At 68.3% G+C, this 15,604-nt stretch carries 14 protein-coding genes and 2 tRNA genes; 10 read left to right on the plus strand and 6 right to left on the minus strand.

Translation table 11 applies throughout. The features are described 5' to 3' along the window. Positions 1 to 47: 47 nt before the first annotated feature. The 5 genes from galT to AB0K28_RS41825 form a co-directional block, all read right to left on the minus strand. Positions 48 to 1,121 carry a galactose-1-phosphate uridylyltransferase gene (gene galT, locus AB0K28_RS41805; protein WP_364381420.1) on the minus strand — a complete coding sequence of 358 codons (1,074 nt, stop codon included), beginning with the start codon at positions 1,119 to 1,121 and terminating at the stop codon, positions 48 to 50. After that, on the minus strand, positions 1,118 to 1,894 hold the full coding sequence (locus AB0K28_RS41810) for a DeoR/GlpR family DNA-binding transcription regulator (RefSeq protein ID WP_345388001.1): 777 nt from the start codon (positions 1,892 to 1,894) through the stop codon (positions 1,118 to 1,120). Before AB0K28_RS41810 ends, galT begins: the two co-directional genes overlap by 4 nt. A 292-nt stretch (positions 1,895 to 2,186) precedes the next feature. Then, entirely contained in the window at positions 2,187 to 3,497 is a 1,311-nt protein-coding gene (locus tag AB0K28_RS41815; RefSeq protein WP_364381424.1) for a TrpB-like pyridoxal phosphate-dependent enzyme, read from the minus strand. Positions 3,498 to 3,501: 4 nt separating this feature from the next. Continuing rightward, the gene (locus AB0K28_RS41820) at positions 3,502 to 4,155 is read right to left on the minus strand and encodes a uridine kinase (protein ID WP_364381427.1); all 654 of its coding nucleotides are present in this window, start codon (positions 4,153 to 4,155) and stop codon (positions 3,502 to 3,504) included. A gap of 127 nt (positions 4,156 to 4,282) precedes the next feature. Then, a tRNA-Gly gene (locus tag AB0K28_RS41825) sits at positions 4,283 to 4,353 on the minus strand. A gap of 89 nt (positions 4,354 to 4,442) precedes the next feature. On the opposite strand from AB0K28_RS41825, the gene AB0K28_RS41830 reads away from it, so the two are divergent. The 4 genes from AB0K28_RS41830 (at position 4,443) to AB0K28_RS41845 (ending at position 6,313) form a co-directional block, all read left to right on the plus strand. Next, positions 4,443 to 4,519 (plus strand) — tRNA-Pro (locus AB0K28_RS41830). A 167-nt stretch (positions 4,520 to 4,686) separates the two neighbouring features. Further along, positions 4,687 to 5,088 (plus strand): DoxX family protein, encoded by a 402-nt coding sequence (locus AB0K28_RS41835; RefSeq protein WP_345387995.1) that lies wholly within the window; start codon positions 4,687 to 4,689, stop codon positions 5,086 to 5,088. Between the two features lie 7 nt (positions 5,089 to 5,095). Continuing rightward, complete coding sequence (locus AB0K28_RS41840; RefSeq protein WP_364381430.1) at positions 5,096 to 5,788, plus strand: hypothetical protein; 693 nt, start codon at positions 5,096 to 5,098, stop codon at positions 5,786 to 5,788. Positions 5,789 to 5,812: 24 nt separating this feature from the next. Further along, on the plus strand, positions 5,813 to 6,313 hold the full coding sequence (locus tag AB0K28_RS41845; protein WP_345387987.1) for a DinB family protein: 501 nt from the start codon (positions 5,813 to 5,815) through the stop codon (positions 6,311 to 6,313). Between the two features lie 16 nt (positions 6,314 to 6,329). Here the strand turns inward: AB0K28_RS41845 and AB0K28_RS41850 are convergent, their stop codons facing one another. Next, positions 6,330 to 6,806, minus strand: coding sequence for an ATP-binding protein (locus tag AB0K28_RS41850; protein ID WP_355420232.1), 477 nt, complete (start codon positions 6,804 to 6,806; stop codon positions 6,330 to 6,332). A gap of 234 nt (positions 6,807 to 7,040) precedes the next feature. Between AB0K28_RS41850 and AB0K28_RS41855 the strand changes: the two genes are divergently transcribed. The 6 genes from AB0K28_RS41855 to AB0K28_RS41880 all read left to right on the plus strand — a co-directional run bounded on the left by AB0K28_RS41855 (position 7,041) and on the right by AB0K28_RS41880 (position 15,196). Next, on the plus strand, positions 7,041 to 7,907 hold the full coding sequence (locus AB0K28_RS41855) for a helix-turn-helix transcriptional regulator (RefSeq protein ID WP_345387979.1): 867 nt from the start codon (positions 7,041 to 7,043) through the stop codon (positions 7,905 to 7,907). A 179-nt stretch (positions 7,908 to 8,086) separates the two neighbouring features. After that, positions 8,087 to 9,472, plus strand: coding sequence for a trigger factor (gene tig, locus AB0K28_RS41860; RefSeq protein WP_345387976.1), 1,386 nt, complete (start codon positions 8,087 to 8,089; stop codon positions 9,470 to 9,472). A gap of 341 nt (positions 9,473 to 9,813) precedes the next feature. Further along, positions 9,814 to 10,446, plus strand: a complete 633-nt coding sequence (locus tag AB0K28_RS41865; protein WP_043640066.1) for an ATP-dependent Clp protease proteolytic subunit — start codon at positions 9,814 to 9,816, stop codon at positions 10,444 to 10,446. 11 nt (positions 10,447 to 10,457) lie between these two features. Further along, the gene (locus tag AB0K28_RS41870; RefSeq protein ID WP_364381435.1) at positions 10,458 to 11,081 is read left to right on the plus strand and encodes an ATP-dependent Clp protease proteolytic subunit; all 624 of its coding nucleotides are present in this window, start codon (positions 10,458 to 10,460) and stop codon (positions 11,079 to 11,081) included. 184 nt (positions 11,082 to 11,265) lie between these two features. Then, positions 11,266 to 12,549, plus strand: coding sequence for an ATP-dependent Clp protease ATP-binding subunit ClpX (clpX, locus tag AB0K28_RS41875; protein ID WP_043640058.1), 1,284 nt, complete (start codon positions 11,266 to 11,268; stop codon positions 12,547 to 12,549). A gap of 82 nt (positions 12,550 to 12,631) precedes the next feature. Further along, positions 12,632 to 15,196: a valine--tRNA ligase gene (locus AB0K28_RS41880; RefSeq protein WP_364381439.1), complete on the plus strand. Its 2,565-nt coding sequence runs from the start codon at positions 12,632 to 12,634 to the stop codon at positions 15,194 to 15,196. Positions 15,197 to 15,604 lie beyond the last annotated feature (408 nt).

A 15,604-nucleotide genomic window follows, 5' to 3' on the forward strand; every position in this document is an offset into this window, starting at 1 on the left:
GATATTAGTGGTAGATCACGAGTCATGCGACCTTAAGTAGAAATCTATTAGTGATCTATCTGTGACCGGAGCATACGCGCCGCTTCCTCCGGCCGTACGTCGTTCACGAACGCCCCCATCGCCGACTCCGAGCCGGCCAAATACTTGAGCTTGTTCGGCGCCCGCCGGATGCTGAACAGCTCCAGGTGCAGGTACGCCAGCTCCCTCCCCGTACGCACCGGCGCCTGGTGCCAGGCCGAGATGTACGGCATCACGACCCCGAACAGCCCGTCGAACGCCCGCAGCACCGAGGTGTAGAGCGGCGCGAACGCGGCCCGCTCCGCCTCCGTCAGCGCCGCCAGGTCGGGCACCTGCCGGTGCGGATAGATGTGCACCTCGAACGGCCAGCGCGCCGCGGCGGGCACGAAGGCCGTCCACAGCTCGTTCGCGGCCACCACCCGCGTGCCCGCGGCCCGCTCGGCGGCCAGCACGTCGGCGAACAGGTTGCCCTTGTACCGCTGCGCCGCACCGAGCTGCAGCTTCGTCCTGGGCGTGACGTACGGGTAGGCGTAGATCTGGCCGTGCGGGTGGGCGATGGTGATGCCGATCTCCTCGCCCTGGTTCTCGAAGCAGAAGACCTGCTCGACGCCCTCGATGGCGGACAGCTCGGCCGTGCGGTCGGCCCACGCCTCCATGACCAGCTCCACCTGGGCGTCGGAGAGCCGGGAGAAGGAGGAGTCGTGGTCGGAGGTGAAGCACACCACCTCACACCGCCCCACTCCCGGCCGGACCTCACTCAGCCCGCCCACATCCTCATAAGTCCCAAAATTTCCGGAAAAAGAGGGGAAGCGGTTCTCGAACACGACCACGTCGTAGTCGTACGACGGGATCTCCGTCGACCGCTCGTCGGTCGACGGGCACAACGGGCACTCGGCCGTGCCGCCCGTGGGCAGGAACGTCCGCGTCTGCCGATGCCCCGCGATCGCGATCCACTCCTCGGTCAGCGGGTCGTAGCGCAGCTCGGAGGCCGGCGGCCGGGGCTCGAGCGGCCGGCGGTCGATCGCGCTCCTGTCGGCGTCGTCGCGCCGGTCGAAGTAGATCAGCTCCCGTCCGTCGGCGAGATGGGTGATGGTGCGCTTCACGAGCCCTCCGCGATGATCAGTTCGCCGGCCCGTTCGGCCAGCTCAGTGCGTGCTTCCTCGGGCAGGCCCGCGTCGCTGACGACCACGTCGGCCTCGCTCAGCTCCGCGATCGTGCTGATGCCCACGGTGTTCCACTTCGTGTGGTCGGCGGGGACGACCAGCCGGGTCGCCGCCGCCACCAGCTCCCTGTCGGTCTCCGACTCCAGCAGGTTGGGCGTGGTGAACCCGGCCCGCACGCTCATTCCGTGCACGCCGAGGAAGAGCGTGTCGACGTGCAGGCGGCGGATCGCGGCCACCGCGACCGGCCCCACCAGCGCGTCGGACGGCGTGCGCACGCCACCGGTCAGCACGACCGTGCGGTCGGCACGCGGGTTGCGGTGGAAGACCTCGGCGACCGGGATCGAGTTGGTGATCACGGTCAGCTCGGGCACGCCGATGAGGTGGTGCGCCAGCGCCCACGTGGTGGTGCCCGCCGACAGCGCGACGGCCGTGCCGGGGCGGACGAGCGTGGCCGCCTGCCGGGCGATGGCCTCTTTCTCCTGCTGCTGGCGGGCCGACTTGGCGGTGAAGCCGGGCTCCTCGGTCGAGCCGGGGCCCAGGGCGGTCGCGCCGCCGTGCACCTTCTCCAGCAGGCCGCGCTCGGCCAGCACCTCAAGGTCGCGCCTGATGGTCATGTCGGAGACGCCGAGCTCGCGTACGAGGTCGGCCACCCGTACGCCGCCGTTGCTGCGGACGCGTTCGAGGATCGCCTGCTGGCGCTGCTGTGCGAGCACACCCGCTCCTTCCAACACATTCCACCAAATTATTACATGGATTTGTTGGGGAATGTTAGTTCGTGCGGAACGCTTGCGCTGGTCAGCGTGCCGGGAGACGTTGAAGGTCCAACGGGTGCCGATCAAGCGGTGCCGATCACGTGGAGGCGAGCTCATGGCCAGACGCGCACGTAAGGGCAGGGCACGAAAGAAGAAGAAGGCCAACCACGGCAAGCGCCCCACCGCGCGATGACCTGCGCGATGACCCGCGCGATGACCTGCGGGGTGGCCGCCCGCGCGGCCACCCGGCGGCCTATCCGGGCAGTTCTGTGAGCGCCAGGTCGATGCGCTCCTGCGGCAGCGAGTAGTCCTCCAGCTCATCGGCCAGGTAGCGGTCGTAGGCCGCCAGGTCGAAGTGGCCGTGACCGCACAGCGCCGTCAGGATCACCTTCTCCTCGCCGCTCTCCTTGCAGCGCAGCGCCTCGGCGATGGTCTCCGCCAGCGCGTGCGTGGGCTCGGGCGCCGGCAGGATGCCCTCGGTGCGCGCGAACCGTACGCCTGCCGCGAAACACTCCCGCTGCGACCGGGTCACCGCCTCGAACAGGCCCAGCTCGTACATGTGCGACAGCAGCGGCGACATGCCGTGATAGCGCAGGCCGCCCGCGTGGATCGGGTCCGGCACGAACGAGTGGCCCAGCGTGTGCATCTTCAGCAGCGGCGTGAACCCGGCCGTGTCGCCGAAGTCGTAGGCGTACGCGCCGCGCGTGAACGACGGGCAGGCCGCCGGCTCGACCGCCCTGAACTCCGTCGCCAGCCGCCCAGCCAGCTTCTCCCGCAGGAACGGGAACGACAGGCCGGCGAAGTTCGAGCCGCCGCCGGTGCAGCCGATCACCAGGTCCGGCATCTCGGGCAGTTGCGCGAGCGCCTCCTCGCCGATCACCGTCTGGTGCATCAGCACGTGGTTGAGCACCGAGCCGAGCGCGTAGCGGGCGTCGGGGTTCGCGCCGGCCACCTCCACCGCCTCGCTGATCGCGATGCCCAGGCTGCCGGGCGAGTCGGGGTCGTCGGCCAGCACCTTGCTGCCCGCCCCGGTCACGGGGGAGGGGCTCGCGTGCACGGTCGCGCCGTAGACCTGCATGAGCGAGCGCCGGTACGGTTTCTGGTCGTACGACGCCCGGACCATCCAGATCCGGCACTCCAGATCGAACTGGGAGCACGCGAACGCCAGCGCAGAACCCCACTGCCCCGCGCCAGTCTCCGTGGTGAGCAGCCGCACCCCCTCGCGCGCGTTGTAGTACGCCTGCGGCACCGCCGTGTTCGGCTTGTGCGAGCCCGCCGGGGAGACGCCCTCGTACTTGTAGTAGATCCTGGCCGGCGTGCCCAGCACCTTCTCCAGCCGGCGCGCCCGCATCAGCGGAGTGGGCCGCCACAGCCGGTAGACGTCCAGCACCTCCTGCGGGATCGGCACGAACCGCTCGCCGCTCACCTCCTGCCCGATCAGCTCCATCGGGAAGAGCGGCGCGAGATCGTCGGGGCCCACGGGCTGCCGCGTGCCGGGATGCAGCGGCGGCGGAGGCGGTGCGGGCAGGTCAGGGACGATGTTGTACCAGTTGCTGGGGATCATCGCCTCAGTGTGCGCCGCCGCGTCCGCGCGTACCAGTACCGTCGGGCACCAGCACGGCGAGGCGTGCCGGATGATCCGAACGCACCACCACGTCTGCTCTGCGCTGCGGGTCGGCCTCGCGCTCGTACCGCTCGTACGCGGGCAGCTTCCACCGCTCGTCCTCCGGGGTGCCGCGTTCGAGCGCGCCCCGCGACAGCCACAGGTGCACGCTCACCTCGAACGCCAGCCCGCGCCCCAGCAGCAGCGTCCCGTCGACCAGCGCCACCCCGCCGGGCGGCAGCTCCTCGTACGCCGCCCGGTAGGCCCGGTCGATGGAGCTGTCCCACAGCGCGGGCAGCACCCGGCCGGTCTCGCTCGCGTCCAGAACCTCCCTGCGCAGGGCCTTCACGTCCAGCCAGTCGTCGTAGAAGGCGTCGGGGTCGGTCCTGCCGTACTCCAGCCGCAGCGACGCCGGCCGCAGGAAGTCGCCGGCCGACACCCGCACCACCGGCCGTCCGCGCAGCCGCAGCGGCGCGACCAGCTCGTCGGCCAGCTCGTCGGGCCGCGCCGCCGGCGCCCCGTCGACGGCCACCCGGACGTACTCGGTGGCCGGACGGCCGGAGATCAGCTCGGCCAGCTCCTCGACGAGAGCCTCACGGGAGATCGGTCGCGCACGCATCGCCTCCACCTTACGAGCCCGCGCTTTCATGACGCCGCCGGCCACTTCACCGCAATCGAGCAAGGGCGCGGACATGAGGAAGGCCAGGCACCCCGGATGGGGCTGACCTGGCCTTTTCGCCGTGGAGAGCGGACGACGGGAATCGAACCCGCGTAGCTAGTTTGGAAGACTAGGGCTCTACCATTGAGCTACGTCCGCGCGAACCGGTCGAACTCTGGTCTAGACTTCATCCGGTCGTCAGGGCGTAAGCGTACCGGAGTCCCGGAGCGTATGCGCACTCGGCGAGACGGGGCGTGGCGCAGCTTGGCAGCGCGCTTGCTTTGGGAGCAAGAAGTCGCAGGTTCAAATCCTGTCGCCCCGACCAGCTCAAAGGCCCCTCCCGTTCCGGGCGGGGCCTCTTTGTGCTTGAGGAGCACAACAGGCCTTTGAGCAGAACGGTGGAGGAAGGTGCACCCCATCGGGTAGCTGGCGCGATTCTCCCCAGGCGCCGATGTTCCTAGCGTCGGAGGTAGCCGATCGAGGGGAGAGAGCATGACGGTCGTACAGAGACGCGGCTCCGGACGGGTCGCCAATGTCGTGCTTTGGGTGCTGCAGGTCGCCATGGCAGGGTTCTTCATCATGAGTGCGCTGGGGAAGTTCACCGGGAGCGAGCCGGCCGCGTCCACGTTCGAGGCGATCGGGTGGGGTGACTGGTTTCGTCACCTGACCGGGGTGCTGGAGGTGGCCGGGGCGGCAGGGCTCGTGGTGCCGGTGCTCGCGGGCGTCGCGGCGCCGGCACTCGTGGCGCTGACGGCGTGCGCGGCGCTGACGGAGGTGCTGCTGTTCGGCGGGCCGCCGGTGCTGCCGCTCGCCGTGCTCGTCCTGTGCGCGGTGATCGCCTGGGGTCGCAGGGACGCGACGGCGCGCCTGCGGGCGCTGGTCGCCGGGCGCTGAGGGGGCCATGGAGCTGTTCGCCGACGACCCGATGGCCGCGCCGCTGACGTACCCGGGCCGGATTCCCGAGAGGTCGGGGGTGCTGGACGGTGACGCGTACGTGCCGGGGGAGTGGCGGGCGGCCGGTGAGCTGCTGGCGGCGCGCGGGTGCGCGCCGCTGGAGGCCCGCCACCGCGTCGTCGCCGTCGGGTCCAACGCCGCGCCGGGCCAGCTCCGCAGGAAGTTCGTGAACCACGGGGTACGCCCGGTCGTCCCCATGGCGCTCGCCGACGTGCCGGGCATCGCCCCCGGCGTCTCCGCGCACGTCAGCAGGTGGGGTTACGTCCCGGCCGCACCCGTGCGGACGCCGGGCGAGAGCTCAAGGCTGTTCGTGCTGTGGCTGGACGAGCGGCAACTCGCCGCACTCGACCTGACCGAGCCCAATTACGTACGCCGCCCGCTCACCGACCCCCTCACCCTGGAGGACGGCACCCGCATGCCGCCCCCCTTCGTGTACGAGGGCAGGCACGGCTGCCTGGCGGACGGCGCCGGCCGGCCGCGCCGCCTGACCGCCCAGCGCCCGCTGATCGCCTCGCTCCTCGACGCCTCCGCCGCCCTGCGCCACGTGTGCGGCGACACGCCGGAGGAGTTCGTGGAGAACGTCAGGGACGACGCCGTACGCGAGGCCGCCACCCGCATCCTGCAGCGCCAGGAATGGTGATAAATCCGGATAAGGTCGGTCAGCGTGACCGACACCAGAACCATCCCTCCCCTGACCGGCGACGAGCGCACCACGCTCGACAACTGGCTCGAATGGCACCGCGGCACCCTGGCCGTCAAATGCGCCGGCCTCACGGACGACCAGCTGCGCCTGCGCGCGGCGGAGCCGTCCGAGCTGTCCCTGCTCGGCCTCGTCAGGCACATGGCCCACGTCGAACGCGTCTGGTTCCGCAACGTGCTCAACGGCGAGGACCTGCCCAAGCTCTGGGACAAGGACCGCGACAACGACGCCGACTTCACCGAGGTGGACACCGCTTCGGTGAAGGAGGCGTTCGCCACCTGGCAGGAGGAGATCGAGCACGCCCGCGCCATCTCGGCCGCCAAGCCGCTCGACGCCGTCGGCGACCGCAAGGGACGCGACTGCACGCACCGCTACATCCTGGTGCACATGATCGAGGAGTACGCCCGCCACAACGGCCACGCCGACCTGCTGCGCGAGCGCATCGACGGAGTGATAGGCGACTAGCGGAGAGAGCGGCGGTTCAGGCGTCGGCGCGGAACAGCGCCCAGACGGCCTTGCCGCCGCGCGCCAGCGGGTCCCAGCCCCAGCACTGGCTGTAGGTCTCGACGATGTAGAGCCCGCGCCCGTTCTCGGAGATGAAGTCGGGCTCCTTGGGCGTCGGCACCTCGTCGCTCGGGTCGGCCACGGCCAGCAGCACGTGCGGCGTCACGCGCATCAGCAAGAGCTCGATCTCGCGCCGCCCCGCCGCGTACATCGCGTACCTGACGGCGTTCGTGACCAGCTCGGAGACCACCAGGGCGGCGTCGTCGCTCAGCTCGTGCAGCCCCCAGCCGCGCAAGGTGGAGCGGGTCACGTCCCGCGCGGTCTTGACCGAGTCGGCCTGGAAGGGGAGCGGGCAGGCGGTGGTGTACGGCTTGCCGCCCATGAGCAGGTGGTCGAAGCCCACCTCACGGGTGATCTGCAGGCAGTCGGCAGTGGCCAGAGGGTCCTCCACCATGCTGCCGATACCTCCCCGTAAAGCCTTGGTTAGTGCATGTATAGCCCAATATGCACTAAGCCATCATGGGTCACGAACGCGGCAGCTGCAAGACCCAAATGCACGTGCAGGTGCAATGTGCAGCAGCAAGCGGCATTTTCGGGTCATAAGCCATGGAATCGGACACCCGGTTGAGACCTTGTCATACCCGGCAGTGGGGTGTCACTGTGTGTGCGGACCTTGATAGGAGGCAAAGTGACGCAGAACCAGCCGGGTTCCGGGCCGACGGCGCTGCGCATCCTCCTGGGCTCCCAGCTGCGCAAGCTCAGGGAAGCGAAGAACGTCACCCGCGAGGAGGCCGGCCACATCATCCGCGGGTCGGAATCCAAGATCAGCCGGATGGAACTCGGCCGAGTGGGGTTCAAAGAACGCGACGTGGCGGACCTGCTGACCTTGTACGGGGTCATCGATCAGCAGGCCCGTGCCGCCGTACTCGATCTGGTCTCCACCGCCAACGAGCCGGGCTGGTGGCACCGGTTCAACGACGTCCTGCCCACGTGGTTCCAGGCGTACGTCGGCCTCGAGGAGGCCGCCGCCAGGATCAGGACCTACGAGGTCCAGTTCGTGCCGGGACTGCTGCAGACCAAGGAGTACGCGAGGGCTGTGGTGACCGCCGGGGCGGCGGGCATCGGGGCGGAGGAGATCGCCAGGAGGGTGGACCTGCGTCTGGAACGCCAGCGCATGTTCGACAGGCCCGACGGGCCCGTCTTCTGGGCGGTGATCGACGAGGCCGCGCTCAGGCGGCCCATCGGCGGGATCGAGGTGATGAAGGCGCAGATCGAGCACCTCATCGACCTCATGCGCCAGCCGAACATCACCATCCAGATCATGCCGTTCAGCTTCGGCGGGCACAGCGCGGAAGGAGGCGCGTTCAGCATCCTGCGCTTCCCCGACACCGACCTGCCCGACGTCGTGTACGTGGAGCAGCTGGCCAGCGCGCTCTACCTGGACAAGCGTGAGGATGTGGACCGATACACCGAGGTGATGGAGCGGTTGTGCGCCGTGAGCACCACCCCGGATGAGACGATCGAGCTGTTGAGGACGATCGCGGACGAGTTCTGACCCGCGTTTCTCACAGCGGTGGCGTCGTGGTTGGGTGTGCATCTGCCCTAGACTGGCCATCGGCGTTGGATGCCGCCGTGGCGGAGCATGCCCAACACCGCTCATGTGGGCGCGGCGCGTGAGCCGTACCGAATGGACGCGCCCGCGATCACTCGTAGCTTGATCAAGGAGACCATTCCGTGAAGACCGCTGTCGAGGAGCTCAGCCCGACCCGGGTCAAGCTCACTGTCGAGGTGCCGTTCGACGAGCTGCGCCCGAGCATGGATGCGGCGTACAAGAAGGTCGCGCAGCAGGTGCGCGTCCCCGGGTTCCGGCCTGGCAAGGTTCCGGCCCGCATCATCGAGCAGCGCTTCGGCCGGGCGGTAGTGCTGGAGGAGACCCTCAACGACGCGGTGCCCAAGCTGTACGGCCAGGCCGTCGACGAGGTCGACGTGTTCCCGGTCAGCCAGCCGGACATCGAAGTGACGAAGATCGACGACGGTGAGCAGATCGAGTTCACCGCCGAGGTCGACATCCGGCCCAACTTCGACGTCCCCGACTACCAGGGCATCGAGGTCACGGTCGACTCCGCCGAGGTCTCCGACGAAGACGTCGACACCCAGCTCGACGCGCTGCGCCAGCGGTTCGCCACGCTCACCGGCGTCGAGCGGGCCGCCGCCACCGGCGACTTCGTCGTGATGGACCTGCGCGCCGAGATCGACGGCCAGAACATCGAGGAGCAGCAGGCCAACGAGGTCTCCTACGAGGTCGGCGCCGGCTCCGTGCTGCAGGGCCTCGACACCGCGCTCGAGGGCATGTCCGCGGGCGAGGAGAAGAGCTTCAAGACCGAGCTGGTCGGCGGCGAGAACGCCGGCGACGAAGCCGACGTGATCATCAACGTCAAGTCGGTCAAGGAGAAGGTGCTGCCCGAGCTCGACGACGAGTTCGCCCAGCTCGCCAGCGAGTTCGACACGCTCGACGAGCTCAAGGCCAGCATCCGCGAGCAGGCCCGCCGCAACAAGCTGATCGACCAGGTCGTCCAGGCCCGCGAGAAGTCCCTCGACGCGCTGCTCGACAAGATCGACATCCCGCTGCCCGAGAGCGCGCTCAAGGCCGAGGTCGACGCCCGCAAGCACAACCTCGACCACCAGATCGCCGAGAGCGGCCTCAGCCGCGACGCCTTCTTCCGCCTCTACCAGACGACGGAGGAGGAGCGCTTCGAGGAGTTCGAGAAGAACTCCGCGCGCGCCATCAAGGTCGGCTTCGTGCTCGACAAGATCGTCAAGGCCGAGGAGCTTGGCGTCTCCGAGCAGGAGCTGACCAACTTCGTCGTGCGCCGCGCCATGGAGATGGGCGTGCAGCCCAACGAGCTGGCCCAGCACCTCGCCGACAACGACCAGCTGACGCTGGCCATGGTCGAGATCGTGCGCGACAAGGCCAAGTCGGTCCTGGGCGACGCCGCCAAGGTCGTCGACACCGACGGCAACGAGGTCGACCTCAAGGCGATCTACACCGAGATCAACGGTGAGCAGGTCGTCGAGGAGGGCGAGGACGAGTCCGCCGAGGACGCCAAGCCCGAGGCCTGACGCCTCACCCGCTTCCCGCGAAAGCCCCCGGAACCTCCCGGGGGCTTTCGCGTGCCCGCCCCTCCACCGGCGCTGAGGCAGCCCAGCACGCGCCGCGGGCGCGGACGGCGTACGAGGGCCGACTCGGGTGTGCGACCGCCTCAGGGCCGTCTCAGGGGCCGTCTCGGCGCTCCCGCGGAACCGCGCGTAAGGACACGAAAGCCGCCGGGAACAACGGCAAACGCGACGCCCGAACATGCGCCGTCAGCGAACAGCACCAGGGACCGGGCATGAGCTGTAGGCAGCGCGCGTTAAGGTCACAAGCAAAGCCAATCGATTACGACGCATCGGAAGGTGACGCTGTGACCAGCCCGCCGACCTTCTATCAGCCTGAGTCTCGAGGCCGTGAGAACGGCTCCGCCTTCCGGCTTGAGGACCAGCTCTACCAGCGCCTGCTCCGCGAGCGCATCATCGTGCTCGGGCAGGAGGTCAACGACGAGATCGCCAACCGCATCTGCGCCGAGCTGCTGCTGCTCGCGGCCGACGACCCCGAGCGCGACATCACGCTCTACATCAACTCGCCGGGTGGCTCGGTGAGTGCCGGCATGGCCATTTACGACATGATGGAATACGTGCCCAATGACGTTTCCACTGTGGTGATGGGCATGGCGGCATCGATGGGGCAGTTCCTGCTCACGGCCGGGGCGCGGGGCAAGCGCTACGCTCTGCCGCACGCCCGGGTGATGATGCACCAGCCGTCCGGCGGCATCGGTGGCACCGCCGCCGACATCGCCATCCAGGCCGAGCAGATGCTCTATGTGAAGAAGACGCTGGCCGAGCGCATCGCGTTCCACACCGGGCAGCCGCTGGAGCAGATCGAGTCCGACTCCGACCGTGACCGCTGGTTCACGGCCGAGGAGGCCAAGGACTACGGCTTCATCGACCACGTGGTGCGCAGCGCGCGTCAGGTGCCCTCCGCGGGCCCGGTCTCCTAGGGGGAGCTGACATGAACATCCAGAGCCGTTACGTTCTCCCCTCCTTCGTCGAGCGCACGTCATACGGCGTGAAGGAGATGAACCCGTACAACAAGCTCTTCGAGGACCGCATCATCTTCCTCGGAGTGCAGATCGACGACGCGTCGGCCAACGACGTGATGGCCCAGCTGCTGACGCTGGAGTCGCTCGACCCCGACCGTGACATCAGCATCTACATCAACTCGCCCGGTGGCTCCTTCACCGCCATGACGGCGATCTACGACACGATGCAGTTCGTCCGGCCGGAGATCCAGACCGTCTGCCTCGGCCAGGCCGCGTCCGCCGCGGCCGTGCTGCTGGCCGGCGGCACCCCGGGCAAGCGGTTCGCGCTGCCCAATGCCCGGGTGCTGATCCACCAGCCGTCCACCGAGGGCGGCGGCCAGGGAAGCGACATCGAGATCCAGGCCCGCGAGATCCTCCGCATGCGCACGCTGCTGGAGGACATCGTGGCCCGGCACACGGGCAAGCCCTCCGCCGACGTCCGCAAGGACATCGAACGCGACAAAATTCTCAACGCGGACGAGGCAAAGGCGTATGGTCTGATCGACGACATCATCCCGTCCAGGAAGAAGCGAGCTCAGGCCGTGGCTTCCTAGACGAGACGTGACGCACCGGGGCGCTGCCCAATAGGGCACGTTCCGGTGCGACTCGCCGCTAGGGGGCTCACTGAGGGCCCAGAAGACGGTAACGTCGAAACCTGAGCGGTTCGGCCTAGTCCGGAGAATGTCCGGAGACACTGCTCTCGTGAGCAGGGCGGTCCCACGCAAAGGAGTATCTGGGGTGGCACGCATCGGCGACGGGGGAGACCTGCTGAAGTGCTCTTTCTGCGGAAAGAGTCAGAAGCAAGTCAAAAAGCTCATTGCCGGTCCAGGCGTCTACATCTGCGATGAGTGCATCGATCTCTGCAACGAGATCATCGAGGAGGAGCTGTCCGAGTCCTCCGAGCTCAAGTGGGACAACCTGCCCAAGCCGAGGGAGATCTACGAGTTCCTCGACGCCTACGTCATCGGTCAGGACAAGGCGAAGAAGGCTCTCTCGGTGGCGGTGTACAACCACTACAAGCGGGTGCAGTCGGGCGACCGGGGCAGAGACGACGGCCTCGAGCTGGCCAAGAGCAACATCCTGCTGCTCGGGCCCACGGGTTCGGGCAAGACGCTGCTGGCGCAGACCCTGGCGAAGATGCTCAACGTACCCTTCGCCATCGCCGACGCCACCGCGCTCACGGAGGCCGGCTACGTCGGCGAGGATGTCGAGAACATCCTGCTCAAGCTCATCCAGGCCGCCGACTACGACGTCAAGAAGGCCGAGACCGGCATCATCTACATCGACGAGGTCGACAAGATCGCCCGTAAGAGCGAAAACCCGTCGATCACGCGCGACGTGTCCGGTGAGGGCGTGCAGCAGGCGCTGCTGAAGATACTGGAGGGCACCACCGCCTCGGTGCCTCCGCAGGGCGGCCGCAAGCACCCGCACCAGGAGTTCATCCAGATCGACACCACCAACGTGCTGTTCATCTGCGGTGGGGCGTTCGCCGGTCTGGAAAAGATCATCGAGTCGCGCATCGGCAAGAAGGGCATCGGCTTCAACGCCATCATCCGCTCGAAGGAAGAGGTCGACACGGCCGACATCTTCGGCGACGTGATGCCGGAAGACCTGCTCAAGTTCGGCATGATCCCCGAGTTCGTCGGCCGGCTCCCGGTCATCACCTCGGTGCACAACCTCGACCGCGAGGCGCTCATCCAGATCCTCACCGAGCCCCGCAACGCGCTCGTCAAGCAATACCGCAAGCTTCTCGAGCTCGACGGCGTCGAGCTCGAGTTCACCGACGGCGCCCTCGAGGCCATCGCCGACCAGGCGATCCTGCGCGGCACCGGCGCCCGCGGCCTGCGCGCCATCCTGGAGGAGGTGCTCCAGTCCGTCATGTACGAAGTGCCCTCCAGGCAGGACGTCGCCCGCGTCGTCATCACCCGCGAGTCGGTCATCGAGCACGCGATCCCGACCCTCGTCCCGCGCGACCAGCTCGCCGCCAAGCAGCAGCGCACACCACGCGAGAAGTCGGCCTGAGCGCCACCAGTCAGATCGGCAACGCCCCGTGGTCACCGGCCATGGGGCGTTCCGCTTTCCCGTCTCCCTAGAATTGGTCACTGTGACAACGCCAGAGCTGCCTACTCAATACACCCCGGCCGACGTCGAGACCCGCAGCTACGAGCGCTGGGTATCCGAAGGCTACTTCCGCGCCGACCCGGGCAGCTCGCGCGAGCCGTACAGCATCGTCCTCCCGCCGCCCAACGTGACGGGCGTGCTGCACATCGGGCACGCCCTCGACCACTCCATCCAGGACGCGCTGACGCGCCGCGCCCGCATGCAGGGGCGCGAGACGCTCTGGCTGCCCGGCATGGACCACGCCGGCATCGCCACCCAGAACGTCGTCGAACGCGAGCTGGCCAAAGAGGGCAAGTCGCGGCACGACCTCGGGCGCGAGGCGTTCGTCGAGCGCGTCTGGGAGTGGAAGGAGGAGTCCGGCGGCCGGATCCTCGGCCAGATGCGCAAGCTCGGCGACGGCGTCGACTGGTCGCGCGAGCGGTTCACGATGGACACGGGGCTGTCGCGGGCCGTACAAACGATCTTCAAGAAGCTCTTCGACGACGGGCTCATCTACCGCGCCGAGCGCATCATCAACTGGTGCCCGCGCTGCCTGACCGCGCTGTCCGACATCGAGGTCGAGCACAGCGAGGACGAAGGCGAGCTCGTCTCCATCCGCTACTCCGACGAGATCGTGGTGGCCACCACCCGCGCCGAGACCATGCTCGGCGACACCGCCGTGGCCGTCCATCCGTCCGACGAGCGTTACGCCCACCTGATCGGCACCATGGTCGAGGTGCCGCTGACCGGGCGCATGATCCCGGTGGTCGCCGACGAACACGTCGATCCGTCGTTCGGCACCGGCGCCGTCAAGGTGACCCCCGCCCACGACCCCAACGACTTCGAGATCGGCCGCCGGCACGACCTGCCGTCGATCACCGTCATGGACGAGCGCGGCGTGATCACGGCGCACGGGCCGTTCGAGGGGCTCGACCGCTTCGAGGCGCGTCCGGCCGTGGTGGCCGCGCTGCGCGCCGAGGGTCGCGTCGTCGCCGAGAAGCGCCCCTACGTCCACTCCGTCGGCCACTGCTCACGCTGCAAGACGGTGGTCGAGCCGAGGCTGTCGCTGCAGTGGTTCGTCAACGTCGCGCCGCTGGCCAAGGCCGCGGGCGACGCCGTACGCGACGGGCGCACCCGCATCCACCCGCCGGAGATGGCCAAGCGCTACTTCGACTGGGTCGACGACATGCACGACTGGTGCATCTCCCGCCAGCTGTGGTGGGGCCACCGCATCCCGGTCTGGTACGGCCCCGGCGGCGAGGTCGTCTGCGTCGGCCCCGACGAGGAGCCGCCCGCCGGTTACGTCCAGGACTCCGACGTCCTCGACACCTGGTTCTCCTCCGGCCTGTGGCCGTTCTCCACGATGGGCTGGCCCGACCACACGTCCGAGCTCGAGCGCTTCTACCCGACCTCGGTGCTGGTGACGGGCTACGACATCCTGTTCTTCTGGGTCGCCAGGATGATGATGTTCGGCCTGTACGCCATGGACGGCGAGCCGCCGTTCCGTGTCGTCGCGCTGCACGGCATGGTCCGCGACCAATACGGCAAGAAGATGTCGAAGTCGTTCGGCAACGTGGTCGACCCGCTCGACTGGGTCGATCGCTTCGGTGCCGACGCCACCCGCTTCACGCTGCTGCGCGGCGCCAACCCCGGCGCCGACGTCGCGGTGAGCGAGGAGTGGGCGGCCGGCTCGCGCAACTTCTGCAACAAGATCTGGAACGCCACCCGCTTCGCACTGATGAACGGCGCGGCAGTGGGGTCGCTGGAGGGCGCAGAGCTGACGGCGGCCGACCGGTGGATCCTGTCGCGGCTGCAGACGGTGATCACGCAGGCCGACGCGGCGTTCGAGGAGTTCGAGTTCGCCAAGGCGTCCGACCTGCTCTACCACTTCGCCTGGGACGAGGTGTGCGACTGGTACCTCGAGCTGGCCAAGATCCAGCTCGGTGAGGGCCTGGAGCACACCCGGCTGGTGCTCGGTCACGTGCTCGACGCGCTGCTGCGGTTGCTGCATCCGCTGGTGCCGTTCGTGACCGAGGAGTTGTGGCGGGCCGTCACCGGGGGCGAGTCGATCGTGGTGGCCCCGTGGCCCACGGCCGACCCGCGCTACACCGACCCCGCCGCCGAGGCGGAGATCGAGGCGCTGCAGGAGCTGGTGACGGAGGTCCGCCGGTTCCGCTCCGATCAGGGGCTCAAGCCGGGTCAGAAGGTGGCTGCGCGGCTGGGGCTGGCCGGCACGTCTCTGGCGGGCCAGGAGAGCGCCGTACGCTCGCTGCTGCGCCTCACGGAGCCCGGCGAGTCGTTCAGCACCACCGCGCGCCTGACGGTGAGCGGCGTGAGCGTTGAGCTCGACACCGCCGGCGCCATCGACGTCGCGGCCGAGCGCAAGCGACTGGAGAAGGACCTCGCGGCGGCCCGTAAGGAGGCCGCTCAGGTCGCGGCCAAGCTGGGCAACGAGCAGTTCATGGCCAAGGCGCCAGAAAACGTGGTGGCCAAGGTCAGGAGCCGCGCCGAGCAGGCGTCGGCGGACATCGACCGCCTCGAGGCGCAGCTCGCCGCTCTCGGTGTTTAGACGGTACGCACGCAGGGAAGGTCCATTCGTTACCGGAGAGTGGACCTTCCACGCCTCAGAGGCTGCTAGAGTTTTCAACCGCAGGGCCGATCGGTCCTGACATCCCAGTGAACGAACCTCAACCCTCGGGTTGCGTCCGCCACGCGGTTGGACAAGAGCCGAAAGTTGGAGTAAGTTAGCAGGGTTGCCTCGGAAGGGGCGAAGTCCGGAAGATCCCGGATCGGGCGGTTTGACAAGATTCGTCCGGATCTGGTAATCTTAAGGAAACGAAATGTGCGCCTCGCGCACTGGAGTCCCCAAAGATTCCGGTGCGGATGCATGCGTCCGTTTCTTGAGAACTCAACAGTGTGTTAAAAGCCAGTGCATGATGCACAACCCCGTCATATTTTTGACGGATTCCTTTGGTTG

It is taken from the genome of Nonomuraea sp. NPDC049504 (assembly GCF_040676845.1).
Taxonomy (GTDB): domain Bacteria; phylum Actinomycetota; class Actinomycetes; order Streptosporangiales; family Streptosporangiaceae; genus Nonomuraea; species Nonomuraea salmonea.